This is a genomic window from Amycolatopsis sp. CA-128772, assembly GCF_002904295.1.
Lineage (GTDB): Bacteria > Actinomycetota > Actinomycetes > Mycobacteriales > Pseudonocardiaceae > Amycolatopsis.
Genome location: NZ_PPHG01000101.1, coordinates 1 through 20,927 on the forward strand (window position 1 = coordinate 1; position 20,927 = coordinate 20,927).

The 20,927-nt window shown below is 73.5% G+C and carries 15 protein-coding genes; 13 read left to right on the forward strand and 2 right to left on the reverse strand.

Annotation, left to right across the window (positions count from 1 at the left end; all coding sequences use genetic code 11):
* Window positions 1–252, reverse strand: a 252-nt coding sequence (locus tag C2L59_RS46050) for a hypothetical protein (protein ID WP_199199799.1), incomplete at its 3' end; no start/stop codon positions are given.
* A 265-nt stretch (window positions 253–517) separates the two neighbouring features.
* On the opposite strand from C2L59_RS46050, the gene C2L59_RS46055 reads away from it, so the two are divergent.
* From C2L59_RS46055 to C2L59_RS46105, 11 genes are all read left to right on the forward strand, one after another.
* Window positions 518–3,394 (forward strand): AAA family ATPase, encoded by a 2,877-nt coding sequence (locus C2L59_RS46055; RefSeq protein WP_158263169.1) that lies wholly within the window; start codon window positions 518–520, stop codon window positions 3,392–3,394.
* Window positions 3,395–3,400: 6 nt separating this feature from the next.
* Window positions 3,401–6,211 (forward strand): AAA family ATPase, encoded by a 2,811-nt coding sequence (locus tag C2L59_RS46060; RefSeq protein WP_103355913.1) that lies wholly within the window; start codon window positions 3,401–3,403, stop codon window positions 6,209–6,211.
* Window positions 6,212–6,595: 384 nt separating this feature from the next.
* Window positions 6,596–7,282: a helix-turn-helix transcriptional regulator gene (locus C2L59_RS46065; RefSeq protein ID WP_103355914.1), complete on the forward strand. Its 687-nt coding sequence runs from the start codon at window positions 6,596–6,598 to the stop codon at window positions 7,280–7,282.
* Between the two features lie 68 nt (window positions 7,283–7,350).
* Window positions 7,351–7,572, forward strand: a complete 222-nt coding sequence (locus C2L59_RS46070) for a hypothetical protein (RefSeq protein ID WP_103355924.1) — start codon at window positions 7,351–7,353, stop codon at window positions 7,570–7,572.
* Between the two features lie 272 nt (window positions 7,573–7,844).
* The gene (gene pfkB, locus C2L59_RS46075) at window positions 7,845–8,780 is read left to right on the forward strand and encodes a 1-phosphofructokinase (protein ID WP_103355915.1); all 936 of its coding nucleotides are present in this window, start codon (window positions 7,845–7,847) and stop codon (window positions 8,778–8,780) included.
* A 79-nt stretch (window positions 8,781–8,859) separates the two neighbouring features.
* Complete coding sequence (gene mtlA / locus C2L59_RS46080; RefSeq protein WP_103355916.1) at window positions 8,860–9,972, forward strand: PTS mannitol transporter subunit IICB; 1,113 nt, start codon at window positions 8,860–8,862, stop codon at window positions 9,970–9,972.
* Between the two features lie 34 nt (window positions 9,973–10,006).
* Complete coding sequence (locus tag C2L59_RS46085) at window positions 10,007–10,315, forward strand: PTS lactose transporter subunit IIB (protein WP_103355917.1); 309 nt, start codon at window positions 10,007–10,009, stop codon at window positions 10,313–10,315.
* On the forward strand, window positions 10,305–10,760 hold the full coding sequence (locus tag C2L59_RS46090; protein WP_103355918.1) for a PTS sugar transporter subunit IIA: 456 nt from the start codon (window positions 10,305–10,307) through the stop codon (window positions 10,758–10,760). The genes C2L59_RS46085 and C2L59_RS46090 overlap by 11 nt, the downstream gene beginning before the upstream one ends.
* The gene (locus C2L59_RS46095; RefSeq protein WP_103355919.1) at window positions 10,757–11,812 is read left to right on the forward strand and encodes a zinc-dependent dehydrogenase; all 1,056 of its coding nucleotides are present in this window, start codon (window positions 10,757–10,759) and stop codon (window positions 11,810–11,812) included. Before C2L59_RS46090 ends, C2L59_RS46095 begins: the two co-directional genes overlap by 4 nt.
* 33 nt (window positions 11,813–11,845) lie before the next feature.
* A complete protein-coding gene (gene ptsP / locus C2L59_RS46100; RefSeq protein ID WP_103355920.1) occupies window positions 11,846–13,513 on the forward strand; it encodes a phosphoenolpyruvate--protein phosphotransferase in 1,668 nt (555 codons plus the stop codon).
* A gap of 24 nt (window positions 13,514–13,537) precedes the next feature.
* Window positions 13,538–13,822 carry an HPr family phosphocarrier protein gene (locus C2L59_RS46105; RefSeq protein ID WP_103355921.1) on the forward strand — a complete coding sequence of 95 codons (285 nt, stop codon included), beginning with the start codon at window positions 13,538–13,540 and terminating at the stop codon, window positions 13,820–13,822.
* Window positions 13,823–13,936: 114 nt separating this feature from the next.
* On the opposite strand, the gene C2L59_RS46110 is transcribed toward C2L59_RS46105, so the two are convergent.
* A complete protein-coding gene (locus C2L59_RS46110) occupies window positions 13,937–14,992 on the reverse strand; it encodes a DegT/DnrJ/EryC1/StrS aminotransferase family protein (protein ID WP_103355922.1) in 1,056 nt (351 codons plus the stop codon).
* 196 nt (window positions 14,993–15,188) lie between these two features.
* Between C2L59_RS46110 and C2L59_RS46115 the strand changes: the two genes are divergently transcribed.
* Window positions 15,189–16,220: a GDP-mannose 4,6-dehydratase gene (locus C2L59_RS46115; protein WP_103355923.1), complete on the forward strand. Its 1,032-nt coding sequence runs from the start codon at window positions 15,189–15,191 to the stop codon at window positions 16,218–16,220.
* 136 nt (window positions 16,221–16,356) lie between these two features.
* A partial coding sequence (locus C2L59_RS46120; protein WP_146060543.1) for a type I polyketide synthase occupies window positions 16,357–20,927 on the forward strand: 4,571 nt, incomplete at its 3' end.

Genomic DNA, 20,927 nt, shown 5'->3' on the forward strand with positions numbered 1-20,927 from the left:
GGCGGGGCCGGGGCCGGCGGTGGGTTCGCCGGGGCTCGCGGTGCCGCGGCCCGCTTTGCCGGGCCGTCCGGCTCGCGCCTCGCCTTTGCCGCCGGAAGCGGCTTCGCCGGGCTCGGCCTGGGGGTCCGCCGGGCCGGAGTTGGGTTTGGGTGTGAATCCATGTGCCGCCCACACCTCGTAGTCGCCCCAGCCGCCGAAGGACAACACGATGCCGCCGGTCTTCGCCGTGCGGCGGGTGGGGGAGCTTTTCATGTCGGCGGCCTCGAAATCGGTCGATCGGGGTGGAGAGCCACCTTCACCCACGGCCCCGGCGGGGTGTCAAGTCCCGTTGCCTCGATGTAGGGATTTCTTGGTCTCCGTGGGTAGTGCGTTGACCTCGGGGGCCAAGTACAGACAAAACGAAGGTGCTGGACTTGTTAAACCAACATTGGTCGTCTTAGGCTGGGCAGCCACATCGCTCACCGGTACAGCCGGAGGGTGACGGTAAGCAGCCGCTGTGGGGCGGAGGGTGATGGTGGTGCCCGGATCAGGTCCAGCCGGATCGGCGTGGCCGGTCGCGCTCGCCCTGCCCGCCGCCGCGGAGTTCGCCCCGGTCGCCGCGCCGGTGCTCACCGTTCCCTGGCTCGGCGAACGGGACGATCGTTCGCGCCGGACCGCCGAGGTGCGGCTGGTCGAGCGGGACGACGAGATCGCCGTGCTGCGGCGGGGGATCCGCGGGGTGCTGGCCGGCCGGTCCGGGCAGGTGACCGTGGTCGGCCCGCGCGGGGCGGGACGCAGCGCGCTGCTCGCCGCCGCCGTGCGGGAGGCGCGCGTCGCCGGCGTCATCACCGCCTTCGCTTCGTGCTCGCCGGGGGAGTCGGCCGTGCACCGCGGCGTCATCCACCGGCTCTTCGCCGACATCGCCGACGCCGACTGCCGGCTCGACGGCGGCCCGCGCTCCTGCGGCCGGGCCTCGGCCGAGCGGTCGATCCCGACCCTGTGCGGCGACTTCGTCGGGGTGGCGAGCCAGGGGCCGCTGCTGATCGCCGTCGACGACGTCCAGTGGGCCGATCCCGGTTCGAAGGCCTGGCTCGCGGCCATGGAGCACCGGCTGCAGCAGGCGCCGATGCTGCTCGTCCGGTCCGTGCTGGCCACCGGCGGGCAGGCGGCCCCGCCCGGCGGGGACACCGCCGAAGCCCGCCTGCTGACCGAGGACGGCCTGCGGCAGCTGGTCGCCGCCCGGTTCCCGGGCGTCGACCCCGATCCCCGGTTCACCGCCGGGCTGCACGAAGCCACCGGGGGCCGCCCGGCGCTCGTGGCCCCGGTGCTCGAGCGGCTCGCCGCCGCCGGGCAGGACCCGGTGGCCGCGCACCTGCCCGCCGTCACCGCGCACCTGGCCGACGTCCGCGCCGCCGAGCTCGCCGTGTCGATCGCGGCACTGCCGCCTGATGTGCTGAAACTGCTGCGCGCCATCGCGATCTGCCGCGGGCGGCTCGACTTCGACCTCGTGACCACCCTGGCCGGGCCGCTCGCCGGCCGGGTCGGCGACGCCTTGCGCCAGCTGGTCGGGTTCGGCCTGGTGCGCGAAGGAGCACCGACGCTGATCGCCGACGACGCCACCGCGGACGCCGCCCTCGGCACGCTGAGCGCGGCCGGCCGCGGCGACCTCGCGAACCGGTGCGTGGAACTGGCCTACCGCGCGGCGGTGCCGGACGAGAAGCTCGCCGAACTGCTCACCTCGGTGCGCCCGGTCGGCGCGTCCTGGGCCGTCGCGACGCTGCGCCGCGCCGCCGAGCGGCGTCGGTCACTCGGGGACGACCGCGGCGCGGCGCGGCTGCTGGGCCGGGCCCTGCGGGAACCGGTGAGCCCGGCGGAACGCCGGAAGCTGATGCTGGGGCTCGCCTTGGCCGAGGTCGCCGAGGCGCCGGACCTGAGCGACCAGCGGCTGCAACGCGTCCTGCTCGACACCGGGCCCGAAGTCTCCGGAGCGGTCCTGCTCGAAGCGGCCGACCACCTCCTCGCCCGCGGGGACACCCGCACCGCGCACCGCGTGATCGCCGTGGCTTGCCGCCGCCGCAGCGGGTTCGACGGCGGGACGTCCGCGCTCGCCGCGCTCGGGCGGCTGGCGCAGGAGGACTGCGCGGCCGGCCCGGTGGGCCCGGCACCCCTGTTCGACGCGCCCCCGCCGGCGCCCGGCGACAGCGATCCCGTGCGCGCGGTGACGACCGCGGTGGAACTGGCCCGCCGCGGCCGCCGGCCCGGCCGGGCGCGGGAACTCGCCCGGCGCGCCCTCGAGCCGCGGGCGAACCTGCCGCACACCCTGCGCCTGCAGGCCGCTTGGGTGCTGCTGTGCACCGACGACGTGTCCGAAGCCGTGCTCGGCCTCACCGACGTCCACCAGGACGCGGTCCGCACCGGCGCCCGCGCGGTCGCGGCCGGGGCGTTGCTGCTGCGGGCGCGCTGCGAACTGCGCCGCGGCCACCTCGGCCAGGCCGAAGCCGACCTCGAAGCCGCGGTGGCGCGGCTGCCCGAACGGGCCTGGCACCCGCGGTCGCGGCCCGGCCTGCTGGCCGTGCGCGCGGAAGCGGCGCTGGCCGCGATGCGGCTCGACGAGGCCGAACGCGCGGTGGCCCCGGCTCTCCCGGCCGGGGCGGACGACGGGGCGGCCGCCGGGTACCTGCTGCTGCAACGCGGCCGCGTGCACCTGGCGAAGGGTGACGCACACGCGGCGCTCGAAGCGTTCCGCGCGGCCGGCCGCGGTACCACCGGGCGGCGCGAAGGCAACCCGGTCGACTTCCCCTGGCGCACGGGGGCCGCCCTGGCCCTGGCCCGCGCCGAGGGCGACGGCGCCGTCGAGCTGGCCCGGGAAGCGCTGGCACGCGCGGAAACCTGGGCGGTGCCGGGCGCCCACGGGCTCGCGAGCCTGCGGCTGGCCGACGTCTTCGGCGACGCCGAACGCCGGGCGCACCTGGAACGCGCGGTCCTGCTGCTGGAGGGCACCGCCCGGCGGGTCGACTTCCTCACCGCCGTCACCGAACTCGCCGCCGCGCGGCTCGACGACGGGGACGTCACCGACGCGGCCGCGTTGCTGGGGCGAGTGGCGACGCTGCGGCCGCAGCTGCTGCCGGCGGGCCTGGCCGAGAAGATCCGCGACGTCTCCGGCCGGCTGGCCCGCCGCGGGCCGGACGCCGCCGCTCGACCCGCGCCCGGCGACCCGGCCGGCGCACTGTCCGAACAAGAGGCCCGGATCGCCGCGCTCGCCGCCGCCGGCCGGACGAACCCGGAGATCGCGCGGGCGCTGCAGCTGAGCAACCGCCTGGTCGAGCTGCGCCTGACCCGGATCTACCGCAAGCTGACCGTCACCGGCCGGGGACAGCTCGCCGAGCTGATGAGCCCCGGCTCGGCAGCGAGTTGATGGCCGGTGCTGCTGGAACGGGACACCGAACGGGCCGCCATCGCGACCGCGCTGAACGCGGCCGCCGGTGGCGACGGCTCGCTGCTGCTGATCAGCGGCCCGACCGGCATCGGGAAGTCCGCGCTGCTGCGGGACACCATGGCCGCGGCGCTCGGCGCGGGCGCCCGGGTGCTGCGCGCGGACGCCACCCGGCTCGAAGAGGACTTCGCCTTCGGCATCGCCCAGCAGCTGTGCCGCCCGGTGCTCGTCGCGGCCGGCGAAGCCGAGCGCGACCGGTGGTTCCAGGGCGCGTCCGAGCAGATCCTGCGCGCCTTGACCGAAGAACGCCTCATCACCGACGGCCACGAGCACTACCTGCCCACCGAAGCCGTCCTCTATGGACTGCACACGGTCGTGCACGCGATGTCCCACGACGACCTGGTCGTGGTGATCGTCGACGACCTGCAGTGGGCCGACCAGGGCTCGCTGCGGCTGCTGGGCTACCTCGCCAAGCGGCTGAGCGGGTCGCGGATCCTGCTGGCGCTGGCACTGGCCGACGAGTGCGAGGCGCCGAAGTACCCGCTGGTGCACGAGCTGGTGACGGCGGCCGCGCGGATCGTCGTGCCCGCCCCGCTTTCGACGGCCGCGGTCGGGTCGATGGCCGAGGTCGCGTTCGGCGAGCGCGCCGAGGAACCGTTCACCGCCATGCTCCACCAGGTTTCCGGCGGCAACCCCGCCGACGTCGCGACCGTGCTCACCGGGCTGGTCGCCGAAGGACTGCGGCCGGTCGCCGCGCACACCGCGGCCGCGGAGGCCGAGGCCGTGCGGCTGCTCGACCACCGCGTGCTGATGTCCCTGGGTTCGCAACCGCCCGCGGTGCTCGCGCTGGCCCGCGCGGTCGCGGTGCTCGGCGACCTGGCCGAGCCCGGGCTCGCCGCCGACCTCGTCGGGCTCGACGACGTCGAGTACTCCTCGGCGGTGCAGCACCTGGAACGGCTGGGCCTGGTCGCCCGCGAGGACGGGCGGATCGGCTTCGCCACCACGAGCGTGCGCGACGGCATCGAGTCCGCGATCCCGGTGGAACTGCGGGAGGACCTGTACCGGCGCGCGGCGCGGCTGCTCTACGAACACGGCCGCCCGGCCGAACGCGTGGCCGAGACGCTGATGAAGGTCGGCATCGCCGAGGACCCGTGGGAGGTGCGGATCCTCAGCTCCGCCGCGGCCACCGTGCTCGAACGCGGAGCCGGGGAGCTGGCGGCGCGCTACCTGCGCCGGGCCCTGCTGAACACCGCGCCCGACAGCGAAGAGCGCGGCCGCCTGCTCGTCGAACTCGCCGCCGCGGAACGGGGGTTCGACCTCATCGCCGCCGCCCGGCACCTGTCGCAGGCGCTGTCGCTGCTGCCGCCCGGGCCGCAGCAGGCGGAAGCGGCGCTGTGGATCCCGCCCGCGTTCGCCGCGGCGGCGCCGAACCTCGGCGTGGCGGTGCGCGCCGCCGTCGAACCCGTGCTGCGCGCGGGCGAACCGGCGGAGCTGGCGTTGCGGGCCGAGGCCCGCAGCTGGTACCCCGCGATCGGGCAGCCGGGCCGCGGGGAGGCCGCGCTGGCCCGGCTCGTCGAGCTCGAACACGCCGAACGCCTGGACACGCCGGCCGGCCGGGAACTCGCGGTGGTGCTGCTGCACACCGCGGTGCTCACCGGCACCGTGGCGGTCGACGACGTCGAGACCGTCCTCAAGCGACTGGTCAGCGAGGTGTCGCTCGACCCGCGCCACACCTACACGTCCTTGCCGTTGCTGGTGTCCGCCTCGGTCCTCGCCGACCACGCCGCCGTGCTCGAGCCCGCGCTGACCGCGGCCGCCCAGGCGGCCCAGGACCACTGGCCGGACACCGCGCCGCTGATCGCCGCCGAAACCGCGGAAGTCAAGCTGGCCCAGGGGGAACTGGCCAGGGCGCGGCGGCTCGCGCTCGGCGTCCTGGAGGGTTCCGACCACGAAGCCTGGCCGGACGCGCTCGCGCGGTCGGTCACCACCCTCGCGCAGATCGCGTTGGAGACACAGGACCCCGAACTCGGCCAGCGCCTGCTGAGCACGCCGATGGACGGGACCGACCACCGCGTGTTCGCTTCCCGTCGGCTGGCCCGCGGGATGATCGACCTGGTCCGGGGCGACCCCGCGACCGCGCTGGGCCGGTTCCTCGACTGCGGGCGGCGCCTGGAGCGCGAGGGCTGGGTCAACACCCCGCAGTACCCGTGGCGGATCTGGGCCGCGCTGGTGCACCAGCGGCTCGGCGACCTGGGCGCGGCCCAGGCGCACGCGGCCGAAGAGGACCAGTTCGCGCAGCGGTGGGGGACCCCGCTCAGCGTCGGGCGTTCCCTGCGGCTGCAAGGGATGCTGACCGGCGGCGCGGACGGCATCGCGCTGTTGCAGGAGGCCGCCGGCATCCTGCGCGAGTCGGAAAACGTCGTCGAGCGCGCCCGCACGGCCGTCGTGCTCGGCAACCGGCTGCTCGACGCCGGGCTGCCCGGCGCCGAAGACCTGCTGGCCGAAGGCCGGGAGCTGGTCAAGGCGATCGGTGCGTCCTGGTTGGACGGCAGCGGCGAAACCGAGCTGAACGGTCCCGTGCTGAGGTTTTCCGGCGACGGCTTGGGGAACCTGACCAAGACGGAGGCCGCGGTCGCCCGGCTCGTCGTGCGGGGCTGGACGAACCAGCGGATCGCCGATTCGCTCGGGGTCACCCGCCGTGCGGTCGAGAAGAACCTCACCGGTACCTACCGCAAGCTCGAAGTCAGCGGCCGGGCCGAGCTCATCGAGCACTTCGGCGCGCTCGACCAGGAGAGCTGACCGGCCCGTCCGCACCGCGCGCCACGGGGGTCCGCACCGCGGGGTTCGGTACGCGCCCGCCGTGCGCGGTGCGGAGGTACGGACCTGGCGTTTTCCCCGATTTCCCCAGGTGGGAACCGAAAGGGCACCGCCGTTGCCCGCCCGTACCCCGGTTCGGTACCGCACCGCACCGCAGGGCGGTCCGTACCTCCGTACCCCCACCGCCCCCGCACCACAGTGTTAAGAACGGGTGTCCGGATGGTGTTGCCCGTGCTAATCGAGCGTGCCTAACATGATCTGCATCACCCCGGAGAAACGGCTCGCACAGTGGCTCTCCCGAGACCGCGGCCGTCGGCCTTCTCGCCCCCGGGGCTTCAGCTTCCAGCCGGAGAAAGGAATGCCTTCATGAGTGCGGACGTTGCGGATCTGGCTGTGGATGTCGATGTCGTCGTGGACCGGGGTGCCCGGACCGTCACCCGCAAGCCCGCGTTGCGCGCCATCACCCCCGAGATGTGCATGGTGAACCTGGACCACCGGCTGCGGATCGTCTCCGCCAGCATGGAGTTCTTCCGCGTCTTCGAGTGCAGCTCGGACGCGGTCACCGGAACCAGCCTGTGCGACCTGCTGCACCCCAGCGTGCGGAGCAAGGTGGAAAGCCAGCTGCGGTTGCTGGTGCGCGGGGAGCGCAGCCGGTTCGTCGAGCGGATCCTGGTGATGCGGGACAACGGCACGACCCTGTCCGGCGAGTTCATCGGGTCCACCGTGCACGGCGTCGGTGACCGGCTCGACAGCCTGACCGTCGTGTTCCGGCCGGACAAGAACGAGCAGGGCCACCAGGTCGCCTGCACCAAGAAGAAGATCCTGTCCGAGATCGACGCCCGGATCCTCGAAGGCGTCGCCTCCGGGGTGTCCACGATCCAGCTGGCGGCCAACCTCTACATGAGCCGCGGCGGCGTCGAGTACCACGTGACGACGCTGCTGCGGAAGATGAAGGTGAAGAACCGGCCGGCGTTGATTTCGAAGGCCTACTCGATGGGCATCTTCGGGGTCGGGTCGTGGCCTCCGCGTGCGCTGCCGGACTTCGTGCGGTGAGGCCGGACGTGGCGGCGCCGGGTGCGACGGGGCTCCCGGCGAGCGAACTGAACCACCGGGCCCGGGCGATGCTGCGCGCGGTCGCGGCCGGCCGGGCGGAGATCGCCTGCAGCTGCGAACCCGACCTCTACATCGACGGGCTGGTGTGCTGCGACCAGTACACCGCCCACCTGCTCGCCCGCCACGGCCTGGTGGCCCCCACGCAGCGGGGCCGGGTGGGGCAGCGGGTCCGGGCCCGGTTGACCCCGGCGGGCGCCGCGGCGCTCGGGACGGTGGGTGAAGCGGCCTGATGACGCGAGCAGCCGGGCGGGCCGGGTGGTTCTCCGATCGACCGGGGAACCACCCGGTCCGCCTTGTCATGTCCGGCGGCGGGGCCGGGAATATGGCTTTGCGTTGGTTTGCGCGTACCCGGCGTGGTCACCGCAATGCCAGTCCTACCCGCAAAGACCGGCGACTTCCGAAGATAACGGTTGAACTCTCGGTGAAGTTGGGTCTTGCAAACGAAGACGAACACAGGCAATATCAACCAAAACAACGAGGACGCCGCCGGAGGTGTGCTGAAGTGTTCGTGACCCTGACGGCGAACCCGAGCGTCGACCGGACGATCGAGGTCGACCGCCTCATCCGGGGCGAGCTGCACCGGGCGACGGGTGCGCGTGTCCAGCCAGGAGGCAAGGGCATCAACGTCGCGCGGGCCCTGGTGCGCAACGGACTCAAGGCCCGGGCCGTCGTCCCGGCCGGCGGGGCCGACGGCGACCACCTGATCAGCCTGCTGCACGACTACAACATCGACGTGGTGCGGGTGCCGACCGCCGAACCCGTGCGCAGCAACATCAGCGTGGTCGAACCGGACGCGACCGTCACCAAGGTGAACGAGAGCGGACCGCACCTGTCCGGTGCGGAGCTGGAAACCCTGTGCGACACCCTGATGTCCAATGTGGGCGACGCGGAATGGGTCGTGGCGGCGGGCAGCCTGCCGCCCGGCGCCGGGGACGACTTCTACGCCGACCTGATCGCGCGCCTGGCGCCGACCGGCGCCAAGGTCGTCGTGGACACCAGCGGCCCGGCGTTCCGCACCTCGGTCAAGGCCGGCCCGGCGCTGGTCAAGCCGAACCTCGACGAGCTCGAGGAAGCGGTCGGCCGGCAGCTCGCCACCGTGCGGGACGTCGTCGACGCCGCACAGGAGCTCCGCGCCCTCGGCGCGGGCACGGTTCTCGCCAGTCTCGGCAGCAAAGGTGCCGTGCTGGTGGAGGAAGCGGGGATCTGGTGCGCCAACGCATCGGCCGAACCGCGCAGCTCGGTCGGTGCCGGCGACGCGATGCTCGCCGGTTTCCTGGCGGCAGGGGGGAGTGGCCCGCAGGCGCTGGCCACAGCCGTCGCCTGGGGAGCGGCCGCCGTGTCGCTGCCCGGGAGCACGATGCCGGGTCCCGAAGACGTGGGGGCACGTCGAGTGCGGGTGGACCCGCGTCCGGAGTGGAACGAGAAGGTGCGCGAGTAGCGCACTGGACCGGACCGCTCACCGCCATCGCCGGATGGCGATCCCTCCCCAACCCCTTTCCCAGATAAGGAAGCCAACGATGACTACCACTGCGGAGCGCGAAGAGGAAGCCACTCCGTCGAGGGCGGAACGCGCGCGGGTCAGCATCCAGCGGTTCGGCGGGTACCTCGCCGGCATGGTCATGCCGAACATCGGCGCGTTCATCGCCTGGGGTCTGATCACCGCGCTGTTCATCCCGAGCGGCTGGACGCCCAACGCGCACATCGCCGAGCTCGTCGACCCGATGATCAACCTGCTGCTGCCGGTGCTGATCGGCTACACCGGCGGCCGGATGGTCCACGGCCAGCGCGGCGCCGTCGTCGGTGCGGTGGCCACGGTCGGCATCGCCGTCGGCGCGTCGATCCCGATGTTCCTCGGCGCGATGATCGTGGGCCCGCTGGGCGGCTTCCTGATCAAGCTGTGGGACGAGAAGGTCGGCAACCGGGCCGCGCCCGGCTTCAAGATGCTGGTCGACAACTTCAGCGCCGGCATCATCGGCGGCGCGCTGGCGGTGCTGGGCCTGCTGGGCATCGGCCCGGTCGTGCAGGGCATCACCAAGGCACTCGGCCAGGGCGTGCAGGGCCTGATCGACGCCCACCTGCTGCCGCTGGTCTCGATCATCGTCGAACCGGCCAAGGTGCTCTTCCTCAACAACGCGATCAACCACGGCGTGCTCAGCCCCCTGGGGGTGGCCGACGCGCTGAAGGACGGCAAGGCGATCGAGTTCCTGATCGAGCCGAACCCTGGCCCGGGCCTCGGCATCCTGCTGGCGCTGACCTTCTTCGGCGCCCGCAGCGCGCGGGCCACCGCGCCCGGCGCGATCATCATCCAGTTCCTGGGCGGGATCCACGAGATCTACTTCCCGTACATCCTGGCGACCCCGCGGCTGATCCTGGCCGCGATCGCCGGCGGCGCGGCGGGTGTCGCGACGTTCAGCATCTTCGACGCGGGCCTGACCGCCACGCCGTCGCCGGGCAGCATCATCGCGGTCCTCGCGGTGACGCCGAAGGGCGGCTACCTGGGTGTGATCGCCGGGGTGCTGATCGCGGCGGTCGTGTCGTTCGTCGTCGCGGCGGTGCTGCTGAAGTTCGGGCGCGACGCCCGCAAGGAAGAACGTGCCGCGGCGATCGCCGCCGGTGGCTCGGTGGCGTGACGATCACCGTCGATCGAAGGAAGGAACCACGAGGATGAGCAGCATCGAAGGCAAGGAAGTCAAGAAGGTCATCATCGCCTGCGACGCCGGCATGGGCAGCAGCGTGATGGTCGCCTCCCAGCTGGCCAAGCGGCTGAAGCCGTACTCGGTCAAGGTCGAGCACACCCCGGTCAACGAGATCCCGGGCGACGCGCAGGTCGTGCTCTGCCAGTCCACCCTGGTCAGCCGGGCGCGCAAGGCCAACGGCACCGCGGTGATCCTGGGCTTCCAGAGCTTCCTCGGCGACCCGGTCTTCGACCGCGTCGAGCAGGCGATCCGGGACGGCGGTTCCCTTGCCGACTGACGCGACCATCCTCGGACCGGAGTCCGTGCTCATCGGCTGCACCGCCCCCGACCAGGCGGACGCGATCACCCAGGTCGGGCGGAAGCTCCTCGAACTGGGGGCGGTGGAGCCGGGGTACCTCGACGCCATGCACGAACGCGAAAAGTCGGTGTCGACCTACCTCGGCGAGGGCGTGGCGATCCCGCACGGCACCGACGCTTCGCGCAAGTTCGTCAAGCGCACCGCGCTGGCGATCCTCCAGTTCCCCGCCGGGGTCGACTGGGACGGCAACGACGTCCGGCTCTGCGTCGGCATCGCGGCCAAGGGTTCGGAGCAGGTCGGGATCCTGTCCTCGCTGGCCCGGATCCTGATGGATTCCGAGCAGGTCAAGCAGCTGCGCGAGGCACCGGACGCCGCAACGATCCTGCGACTGTTGAACGAAGTGGACGAGGAGTTTTCCCGATGAAGGTGGCACGTTTCTACGCGCCGGGTGATCTGCGGGTCGAAGACGCGGACGAGCCGAACCCCGGCCCGGACGAGCTGAAGATCCGCGTGCACAACACGTCGACGTGCGGTACCGACCTGAAGATCTTCCGGCACGGGCACCACCACATCGACCCGCCGCGCGTGATCGGCCACGAGATCGCCGGCGAGGTCGTCGAAACCGGCGCGAACACCGCGGGCTGGGCGGCCGGTGACCGCGTCCAGGTCATCGCGGCCATCCCGTGCGGCGAGTGCAAGCAGTGCCGCAAGGGGCTGCAGCAGGTGTGCCCGAACCAGCTGTCGATGGGCTACCACTTCGACGGCGGGTTCGCCGAGTACATGATCGTGCCGAAGCAGGTCCTCAAGGTCGACGGCGTCAACCGCATCCCCGACGGCGTCAGCTACGCCGAGGCCTCGGTCGCCGAGCCGCTCGCATGTGTCCTCAATGGACAGAACTTCGCGCAGGTCGGCGAGGGTGACGTCGTCGTGGTCGTCGGCGCCGGCCCGATCGGCTGCCTGCACGTGCGGCTGGCCCGGGCCAAGGGCGCGGCCGCGGTCTACCTGGTCGAGCTCAACCGCAACCGGCTGGACCTCGCGGCCGAGCTCGTCAAGCCGGACGCCGCCATCTGCGGCAGCGAGGTCGACGTGGTCGAGAAGGTCCTCGAGCTCACCGGCGGCGACGGCGCCGACGTGGTCATCACGGCCGCGGCGGCGGGCAAGGCCCAGGAGGACGCGCTGAAGATGACCGCGCGCCGTGGCCGGATCAGCTTCTTCGGCGGGCTGCCGAAGGACAACCCGATCATCGCGTGCGACTCGAACCTGGTGCACTACCGGGAGCTGACCATCTACGGCGCCAACGGGTCCAGCCCGGACCACAACCGCCAGGCGCTCGAGCTGATCTCCTCGGGCAAGGTGCCGGTCGACGACCTGATCACCCACCACCTGCCGCTCTCGGACGTGCTGAAGGCGATCGACATCGTCAGCAGCGGCGAAGCGATCAAGGTGACGATCGAGCCGGGCACCGCGTCCGCGTGAGCGGGGCGCGCAGACCTGAGGAGGCGACCAACGGTGGTTGACGAACTGCGCGGCAACCCGGCGAGCCCGGGCGCGGCCGCCGGCCCGGTGGTGCGGCTGACGCCGCCCCCGGTGCTGCCGGAGCACTGGGACGCGCCGTCGGCGCCCGAGGAGGAGCTGGCGGCGGCGACCGAAGCGCTCGACGCGGCGGTGGCGGACCTGGAGAAGCGGGCGGCTTCGGTTTCCGGCGAGTCGAAGTCCATCATGGACACCCAGATCATGATGGCGCAGGACCCGTCCCTGCGGACCGGCATCTCGGACGGGGTGGCGAACGGCCGCCCGGCCGCGTGGGCGATCCGGGACGCGTTCGCCAAGCACGTGGCCGCGCTCGAAGCCATCGGCGGGTACCTCGGCGAGCGCGCGGCGGACCTGATCGACATCCGCGACCGCGCGATCGCCGCCGCGCTCGGGCTGGCCCAGCCGGGTATCCCGGCGGTCGACGGCGCGTTCGTCCTGGTCGGCCAGGACATCGCGCCGGCCGACACGGTGCTGCTCGACCCGGCGAAGGTGCTCGGCATCGTCACCGAGAAGGGCGGCCCGACCAGTCACACGGCGATCGTCGCCCGGGCGCTGGGCATCCCGGCGGTGGTCGGCTGCGCCGGTGCCGCCGGCCTGGCGGACGGGCTGCGGATCGCCGTCGACGGCACCCGCGGCACGGTGGCCGTCGACCCGGACGACGAGTACGTCCGGCGGATCGAAGCGGAAGCGGCGTCGCTGAAGGAAAAGCTCGCCGCCCACCGCGGTCCCGGCGCGACCGCCGACGGCCACCCGGTCAAGCTCCTGCTCAACGTCGGCAGCGCCGGCGGGGCGGCGAAGGACGCCGCGGCCGACGCCGAAGGGGTCGGGCTGTTCCGCACCGAGTTCCTGTTCCTGGACCGCACGGAAGCCCCGACGGTCGAGGAACAGCGGGCGGCCTACGGCGAAGTGCTGCGCGGGTTCTCCGGCCGGCAGGTCGTCATCCGCACGCTCGACGCCGGTGCGGACAAGTACATCCCGTTCGCCAACACCGAGGACGAGCCCAACCCGGCGCTGGGCGTGCGCGGCTACCGCGTCGGCGTCCGCAACCCCGGTCTGCTCACCGCGCAGCTGAAGGCGATCAGCCTGGCGGCGACCGACCACGACGCCGACGTGCGCGTGATGGCGCCGATGATCGCCACCCCGGCGGAAGCGGCGGCGTTCCGGGACCTGGCGCGGGAGCACGGGATCGGCAAGGTCGGCGTGATGATCGAGGTGCCGGCCGCGGCCATCCGGGCGCGGGACATCCTGGCGGAGGTCGACTTCGTCAGCATCGGCACCAACGACCTCTCGCAGTACACCTACGCCGCCGACCGCATGCTCGGCGAGCTGGGGGAGCTGCTGGACCCGTGGCAGCCGGCGCTGCTGGCGCTGGTCGCCAACGTCGCCTCGGCGGCGAAGGAGGCGGGCAAACCCGCCGGCATCTGCGGCGAAGCCGCGAGCGACCCGGGCCTGGCCCCGGTGTTCGCGGGGCTGGGCATCACCAGCCTGTCGATGTCGGTGTCCGCGGTGCCGGCGGTGCGGGCCGCGCTGAAGGACCTCACGTTGGAGCAGTGCGAAATCCTGGCCGCGGAAGTGCTGACGGCACCGGACGTGCCCTCGGCGCGCAAGGTCGTCGAAGAGTTCTCGGCCCGGTCGGCCGGCTAGCGTTCACGAAATGGGGAATCCCTGATGTCCAGTAGGAAAGTGGTGATCGGCTCGCCGGTCGGGCTGCACGCACGCCCGGCGAAGCTGCTCGTCGAACTGGCCGGCCGGCTGCCGGTCCCGGTGAAGCTCGGCCGCGACGAAAACCACCTGGTCGACGCGGCGAGCATCCTCGCCCTGATGGCCCTCGGCGTCCGCGGCGGCGAAGAGGTGCTGGTCACGGCGGAGGGTGAAGGGGCCGAGGACGCGGTGACGCAGGTCGCCGAGCTCCTGGCCCGCGACCTCGATGCGGCGGAGCAGCCGGCGAGCTGACCGCCGCCCCCCGGCTTCCGGCGGGCCGTCCGCTCACCGTACGGGCGGCTCGCCGGAACCCCACGAAACGAACCGCCCACCGGCTGACCGGTGGGCGGTTCTTCCGTGCGCGGGTCAGCGCACGCCGTAGAACTCCCGCACCCGGGCCGCGACGAAGTCCTGGTCCGCTTCGGACAGTCCCGTGTGGGTCGGCAGGCACAGGCCGGCCGCCGCGAACTTAGCCGCGTTCAGCCGCGGCCACGACGGATCCAGGTACATCGGCTGGCGGCTCATCGGCGGGAAGAACACCCGCGTCTCGATGCCCGCCGCGGCCAGGTGGGCCTTCAGCTCGTCGCGGTCCCCGGCCAGCACGTCGTACATCCACAGCACGTCGCGGCCCGGCATGCGGGTGATGCCCGGGACGTCCAGGCGCTCGTCGTAGCGCTTCTCGACCTGGGCGCGCAGTTCGAGGATTTCGTCGAGCCGCTCGACCTGGGCGAGCGCCACGGCGGCCTGCAGGTTGGTCATCCGGAAGTTGTAGGCCAGGTTCTTGTGCACGAAGTCGTGGGCCTTGCCGGTCGCGAAGCCGCGCAGGTGGGCCATCTGGGCGGCCAGGCGCGGGTCGTCGGTCAGGCAGATCCCGCCCTCGCCGGCCGTCACGATCTTGTTGGCGTACAGCGAGAAGCACGCGATGTCGCCGACCGGGCAGACCCCGTGCGCCTCCGCCGAGTCCTCGACGACCCGCAGGTTGTACTCGAACGCCAGCTCCATGACGGCGTCCATGTCGCAGCGGCGCCCGTGCACGTGGACCGGCATGATCGCCTTCGTCCGCGGCGTGATCGCCGCCTCGGCCAGTGCCGGGTCGATCGTCAGGTCGTCGCGGCAGTCCACGAACACCGGGGTCGCGCCGGTGTAGGTCACCGCCCACGCCGAAGCGACGAACGTGCACTCGGGCACGAGCACCTCGTCCCCGGGCCCGATGCCGAGGGCGCGCAGCGCGAGCGTCAGCGCCGCCGTGCCCGACGAGCACGCGACGCCGTGCGCGACACCGTTCCAGCCGGCGAACGCCGCCTCGAACCGCGCGACGAACGGTCCCTGGGCGGAGATCCAGCCCGTGCCGACCGCTTCGGTCACGTAGTCGCTCTCCCGGCCGGTCAGGTACGGCTGGGACACGGGGTAGGCAAAGGCCATCGGGTTCCTCGCTCGCGTCGGGGATGGGAGGAAAGCGCCAGGATGGCGCCCGCCACGACTGGAAAACACCAGTCATCACGGCCGAAGTCCGGAATTCTCCAATGATTTCCCGAGTCGCCACGGCGTCCAATGGAGCCCGATCAGCGGCAGTCTCGGGAAGCCGTGGGCGCAGCCGGCCGGTGGACGTGGGAGAACCATGACGAAACGAGCATTGATCACGGGCATCACGGGACAGGACGGTTCCTACCTGGCGGAGTACCTGCTGCGGCTGGGCTACCAGGTGTGGGGCCTGGTGCGCGGCCAGGCCAACCCGGGCAAGCTGCGCGTCAGCAAGCTGGCCACGGAACTGAGCTTCGTGCACGGCGACCTGCTGGACCAGGCGAGCCTGGTCGCGGCGGTGGACCTGGTGCAGCCGGACGAGGTCTACAACCTGGGCGCGATCTCCTTCGTCCCGATGTCGTGGCAGCAGGCGGAACTCACCTCCGACGTCAACGGCATGGGTGCGCTGCGGGTGCTCGAGGCGATCCGGATGGTGTGCGGGCTGGACAAGTCGCGGCCCACCACCGGCGGCGGGATCCGGTTCTACCAGGCGTCCTCGTCGGAGATGTTCGGCAAGGCCGCGGAGACGCCGCAGAACGAGCGGACGTTCCTGCACCCCCGCAGCCCCTACGGCGTGGCGAAGGCCTACGGCCACCACATCACCCGCAACTACCGCGAGTCCTACGGCATGTTCGGCGTCTCGGGCATCCTGTTCAACCACGAGTCACCGCGCCGCGGGATGGAGTTCGTCACCCGCAAGATCTCCAGCGCGGTCGCGCGGATCAAGCTCGGCGTGCAGGACGAGCTGCGTCTCGGCAACCTCGACGCGGTCCGCGACTGGGGGTTCGCCGGCGACTACGTCCGGGCGATGCACCTGATGCTGCAGCAGGACGAGCCGGTCGACTACGTCATCGGCACCGGCCGGATGCACACCGTCCGGGAGGCCGCCGAAATCGCGTTCGCGTCCGTCGGGCTCGACTGGCGCGACCACGTCGTCATCGACCCGGGCCTGGTGCGCCCGGCCGAAGTGGAGGTGCTGTGCGCCGACGCCACCCGCGCCCGCACCGACCTGGGCTGGAAGCCGACCGTCACCTTCGAGGAACTGATGCGGATGATGGTCGAGTCCGACCTGACCCGGACCAGCCGTGAGCTGGACCTGGGCGAAGCGCTGACCGCTGCCGTCTGGTAGCCGCTTTTCTCTCCCGCGAGGGAACCAAAGACAGTTCGCGCCCCGGGCGGCCACTCCGCCGGGCGCCGGGTTGCCGGAGCAGCAGCCGTCACCGGGGCGCACCGCTCGCCGTCGTGCCGGGATGGGTTGCTGATTCATGGACAACGAACAGAAGCTGCGGAGCTACCTCAAGCGGGCCAGCGCGGATCTCGTGCGCACCCAGCAGAGGCTCGCGGAGCTGGAGAACCGCGCCGCCGAGCCGATCGCGATCGTCGGGCTCGGCTGCCGCTACCCCGGCGGCGTCGCCGGGCCCGAGGACTTCTGGGAGCTGCTGCGCTCGGGGCGCGACGGCGTCACCGGACTGCCCGCCGACCGCGGCTGGGACCTCGGCGCGCTCGCCGCGGACGGCGGCGAGGCGGCGATGTCCGGCGGCTTCCTGCTCGACGCGGCCGACTTCGACGCGGGCTTCTTCGGCATCTCGCCGCGGGAAGCGGCCGAAATGGACCCGCAGCAGCGGATCCTGCTGGAGACCGCGTGGGAGGCCATCGAACGCGCCGGCATCGTGCCCGCCACGCTCAAGGGCACCCGGACTGGCGTCTTCGTCGGCGCGATGGCGCAGGAGTACCTGACCGGCGCGGCGGGCCCGTCCGAAGGGTTCCTGCTGACCGGCAACACGAACAGCGTGCTGTCCGGCCGGCTGGCCTACGTCCTCGGGCTCCTCGGCCCGGCGGTCACCGTGGACACCGCGTGCTCGTCGTCGCTGGTCGCCCTCCACCTGGCCGCGCAGTCGCTGCGCTCCGGCGAGTCGGAACTGGCCCTGGCCGGCGGCGTCACGGTGATGTCCGCACCGACGACGTTCGTCGAGTTCAGCCGCCAGGGCGGGCTGTCCCCGGACGGCCGCTGCCGCTCATTCGCCGACTCCGCCGCCGGCACCGGCTGGGCCGAGGGCGCGGGCGTGCTGGTGCTGGAGCGGCTGTCCGACGCGCAGCGCCACGGGCACCCGGTGCTCGCCGTGGTCCGTGGCAGCGCGGTCAACTCCGACGGCGCCACCAACGGCCTCACCGCGCCGAACGGGCCGTCGCAGCAGCGCGTGATCCGGGAGGCGCTGAAGACGTCCGGGCTCGCGCCCGCGCAGGTCGACGTCGTCGAAGCGCACGGCACCGGAACGACGCTGGGTGACCCGGTCGAGGCGCAGGCGCTGCTGGCGACCTACGGCCAGGACCGCGACCGCGCGCTGCTGCTCGGCTCGGTGAAGTCGAACTTCGGGCACACCCAGGCCGCCGCCGGGGTCGCCGGGGTGATCAAGGTCGTGCTGGCGATGCGCCACGGCGTCGTGCCGCCGACGCTGCACGTCGACGCGCCGTCGTCCCACGTGGACTGGACGGCCGGGCGGGTCGAGCTGGCGACCGCGGCGACGCCGTGGCCGGAGACCGGCGAACCGCGCCGCGCCGGGGTTTCGTCGTTCGGCCTGAGCGGGACGAACGCGCACGTGCTCGTCGAGCAGGCCCCCGCCGCCGAGGAGCCGGTCCGCGAAGCCGGCGCACGGCCGGTGCCGATCCTGGTTTCGGGCCGGTCCGAGGACGCCGTGCGCGCACAGGCCGCACGGCTGGCCGACGTGCTCGAGCGGGGCACCCCGCTCGCCGACGCCGCGGTTTCCCTGGCCACCGCCCGCACCGCGTTCGACGTCCGGTCCACTGTGGTCGGTGACGACCCGGCGGCCGTCGCCGTCGCCCTGCGCGACCTGACCACCTTCGGCTCGCCGCGGGCCAAGGGCAAGACGGCGTTCCTGTTCACCGGCCAGGGTTCCCAGCACCTGGGGATGGGCCGGGCCCTGCACCGGGCCCACCCGGTGTTCGCGGCCGCGTTCGACGAGGTGCTCGACCGGCTCGGACCGGGCCTGCGGGAGGTCGTCTGGGGCGAAGACGCCGAGCGGCTCGCGGACACCGCCCAGGCCCAGCCGGCGATCTTCGCCGTCGAGGTCGCGCTCTTCCGCCTGCTCGGCTCGTGGGGTGTCCGGCCGGCCGTGCTCGCCGGGCATTCGGCGGGCGAAATCGCCGCCGCGCACTGCGCCGGGGTGCTTTCGCTCGACGACGCCTGCGCGCTCGTTTCGGCCCGCGCCCGCCTGATGGGTGCCCTGCCCGCCGGCGGGGCCATGATCGCCGTGCGCGCGTCCGAAGCGGACGTCCGGGCGGCTCTCCTCGACGGTGCAGACATCGCGGCCGTCAACGGACCGGCGTCCGTGGTGGTGTCCGGGGTGGAGGCCGCCGTCCTCGAGGTGGCCGGGCGGTTCGGGCGCACGACCCGGCTGCGTGCGTCCCACGCGTTCCACTCACCGCTGATGGAGCCGATGCTCCCGGCGTTCCGCCGGATCGTCGCGGGGCTCACCTTCGCCGAGCCGTCGGTGCCGCTGGTCACCGCGGGCGAGGTCACGGATCCGGAGTTCTGGGTGCGGCACGTCCGCGACACCGTCCGCTTCGGCGACGCCCTCGCCCGGCTCGGCGAATCCGGCGTGACCCGGTTCGTCGAGGTCGGACCGGAAGCCGCGCTGACGCCACTGGTCGACCTCCCCGGGGCGCTCGCCGTCCCCCTGCTGCGCAAGGACCGCGACGAGCTCACGTCGGTGGCCGAGGCACTGGGCCGGCTGCACGCCGACGGTGCCACCGTGGACTGGACCGCGTTCTTCGCCGGCACCGGCACCCGCACCGACCTGCCCACCTACGCCTTCCAGCGGCAGCGGTTCTGGCCCCGCGACACCGGCCGCGCCCGCGGCGACCTGCGCTCGGCCGGGCTGCGCAGCGTGGACCACCCGCTGCTGGGCACGGCGGTCGAGGTCGCCGACGCCAACGGCCTGCTGCTGACCGGCCGCCTGGACGCCGGCACGCACCCGTGGCTGGCCGACCACCGCGTCGGCGGGGCGGTCGTCGTGCCCGGTACCGCGCTGCTCGAACTGGCCGTGCGCGCCGGGGCCGAGACCGGCTGCCCGGACGTCGAAGACCTGACGCTGACCCGTCCGCTGGTGCTCGGCACGGCGGGGGAGCGGGTCGTCGTGCAGGTCTGGGTCGGCGCGCCCGACGAGCGGGGCCGCCGCCCGGTGGCCGTCCACTCGCGACCCGACGGCGAAGTCAGCTGGACCTCGCACGCGGTCGGCCGGCTGGCCGAGCGGATCGACCGCCCGGCGGAGCTCCCGGCGGCCTGGCCGCCCGCGGACGCCACCGCCGTCGACCTCACCGGCTTCTACGGCGAACGCGAATACGGCCCGGCGTTCCAGGGCCTGCGCGCGGCCTGGCAGCGCGGCGACGACGTCTTCGCCGAGGTCTCGCTGCCCGACGACGTCGAGGCCGAGGCGTTCGACCTGCACCCCGCGCTGTTCGACGCGGCCCTGCACGCCGCCGCCCTCTTCGGGGGGCCGGGCGGGGTGCCGTTCTCGTGGCAGGACGTCGCCGTGCGCGCGGTCGGCGCGACCGCGGTGCGCGTCACGCTGCGCAAGACCGGCGAGGACACCCTGGCCCTGACGCTGGCCACCCCCGAAGGCGCCCTCGTCGCGACGGCCGGATCGCTCACCGTGCGCCCGATCGTCAGCGAAGCCCCCGTCACCGGCGGAGCCGTCTACCGGGTCGACTGGACCGAGCCGGTCACCGGCGTCACCGATCCCGACGCCGACGTCGTCACGCTGGCCGTTCCGGACGGGCCGCCGCCGCAAGCCGCCCGCGCGCTCGCCGGTGAGGCGCTGGCGCTGGTGCAGGCGCGCCTCGGCGAGGACGCGCGCCGGCTGGCGCTGGTGGTGCCGGCCGGGTTGCCCGCCGCCGCCGTGCGGGGCCTGGTCCTGGCCGCGCAGCAGGAACACCCGGGCCGGTTCGTGCTGGTCGAGTCGGCCGCGCCGGTGGCCGAGGACGTCCTGGCGGCGGCCCTGTCGACCGGTGAGCCCCGGGTCCTGGTCCGCGACGGGCGGGCCCTGGTGCCGCGGCTGGTGCGCACCACGACCGGTGACGCACCGGCGTGGAACCCGGACGGGACCGTCCTCATCACCGGGGGCACCGGCGAGCTGGGCCGGGCGCTCGCCGCGCACCTCGTGCGCGAACACGGCGTCCGGCACCTGCTGCTGGCCGGCCGGCGCGGGGCCGCGCCGGACGGCCTGGTCACCGAGCTGGCCGGGCTCGGCGCGGACGTCACGGTCGCCGCGTGCGACGCGAGCGACCGCGACGCCCTCGCCGCGTTGCTGGCCGGAATCCCGGCCGCGCACCCGCTCAGCGCCGTCGTGCACGCCGCCGGTGTCCTCGACGACGGGCTCGTCGCCACCCTCGACGCCGACCGGCTGGCGAAGGTGCTGGCGCCGAAGGCCGACGCGGCCTGGCACCTGCACGAGCTGACCCGCGACCGCGAGCTCGACGCGTTCGTGCTGTTCTCCTCGCTGGCGGGCACACTCGGCGCGGCCGGGCAGGCCAACTACGCCGCGGCCAACGCCTTCCTCGACGCCCTGGCCCAGGAACGCCGGGACGCGGGGCTGCCCGCGGTGTCGCTGGCCTGGGGCCCGTGGGACGGCGGCGGCATGGCCGGCGGCGCCGGCGGCCGGTTCGCCCGGCTGGGCATCCCGGCGCTGACCGAGGCCGAGGGCCTCGCCCTGTTCGACGCGGCGCTGACGACCGGCGAGCCGGCCGTCGCGCCGGTCCGGTTCGACCTGCCGGTGCTCGCCGCGCAGCCGGAACCGCCGGCCGTGCTGCGCGCGCTGGC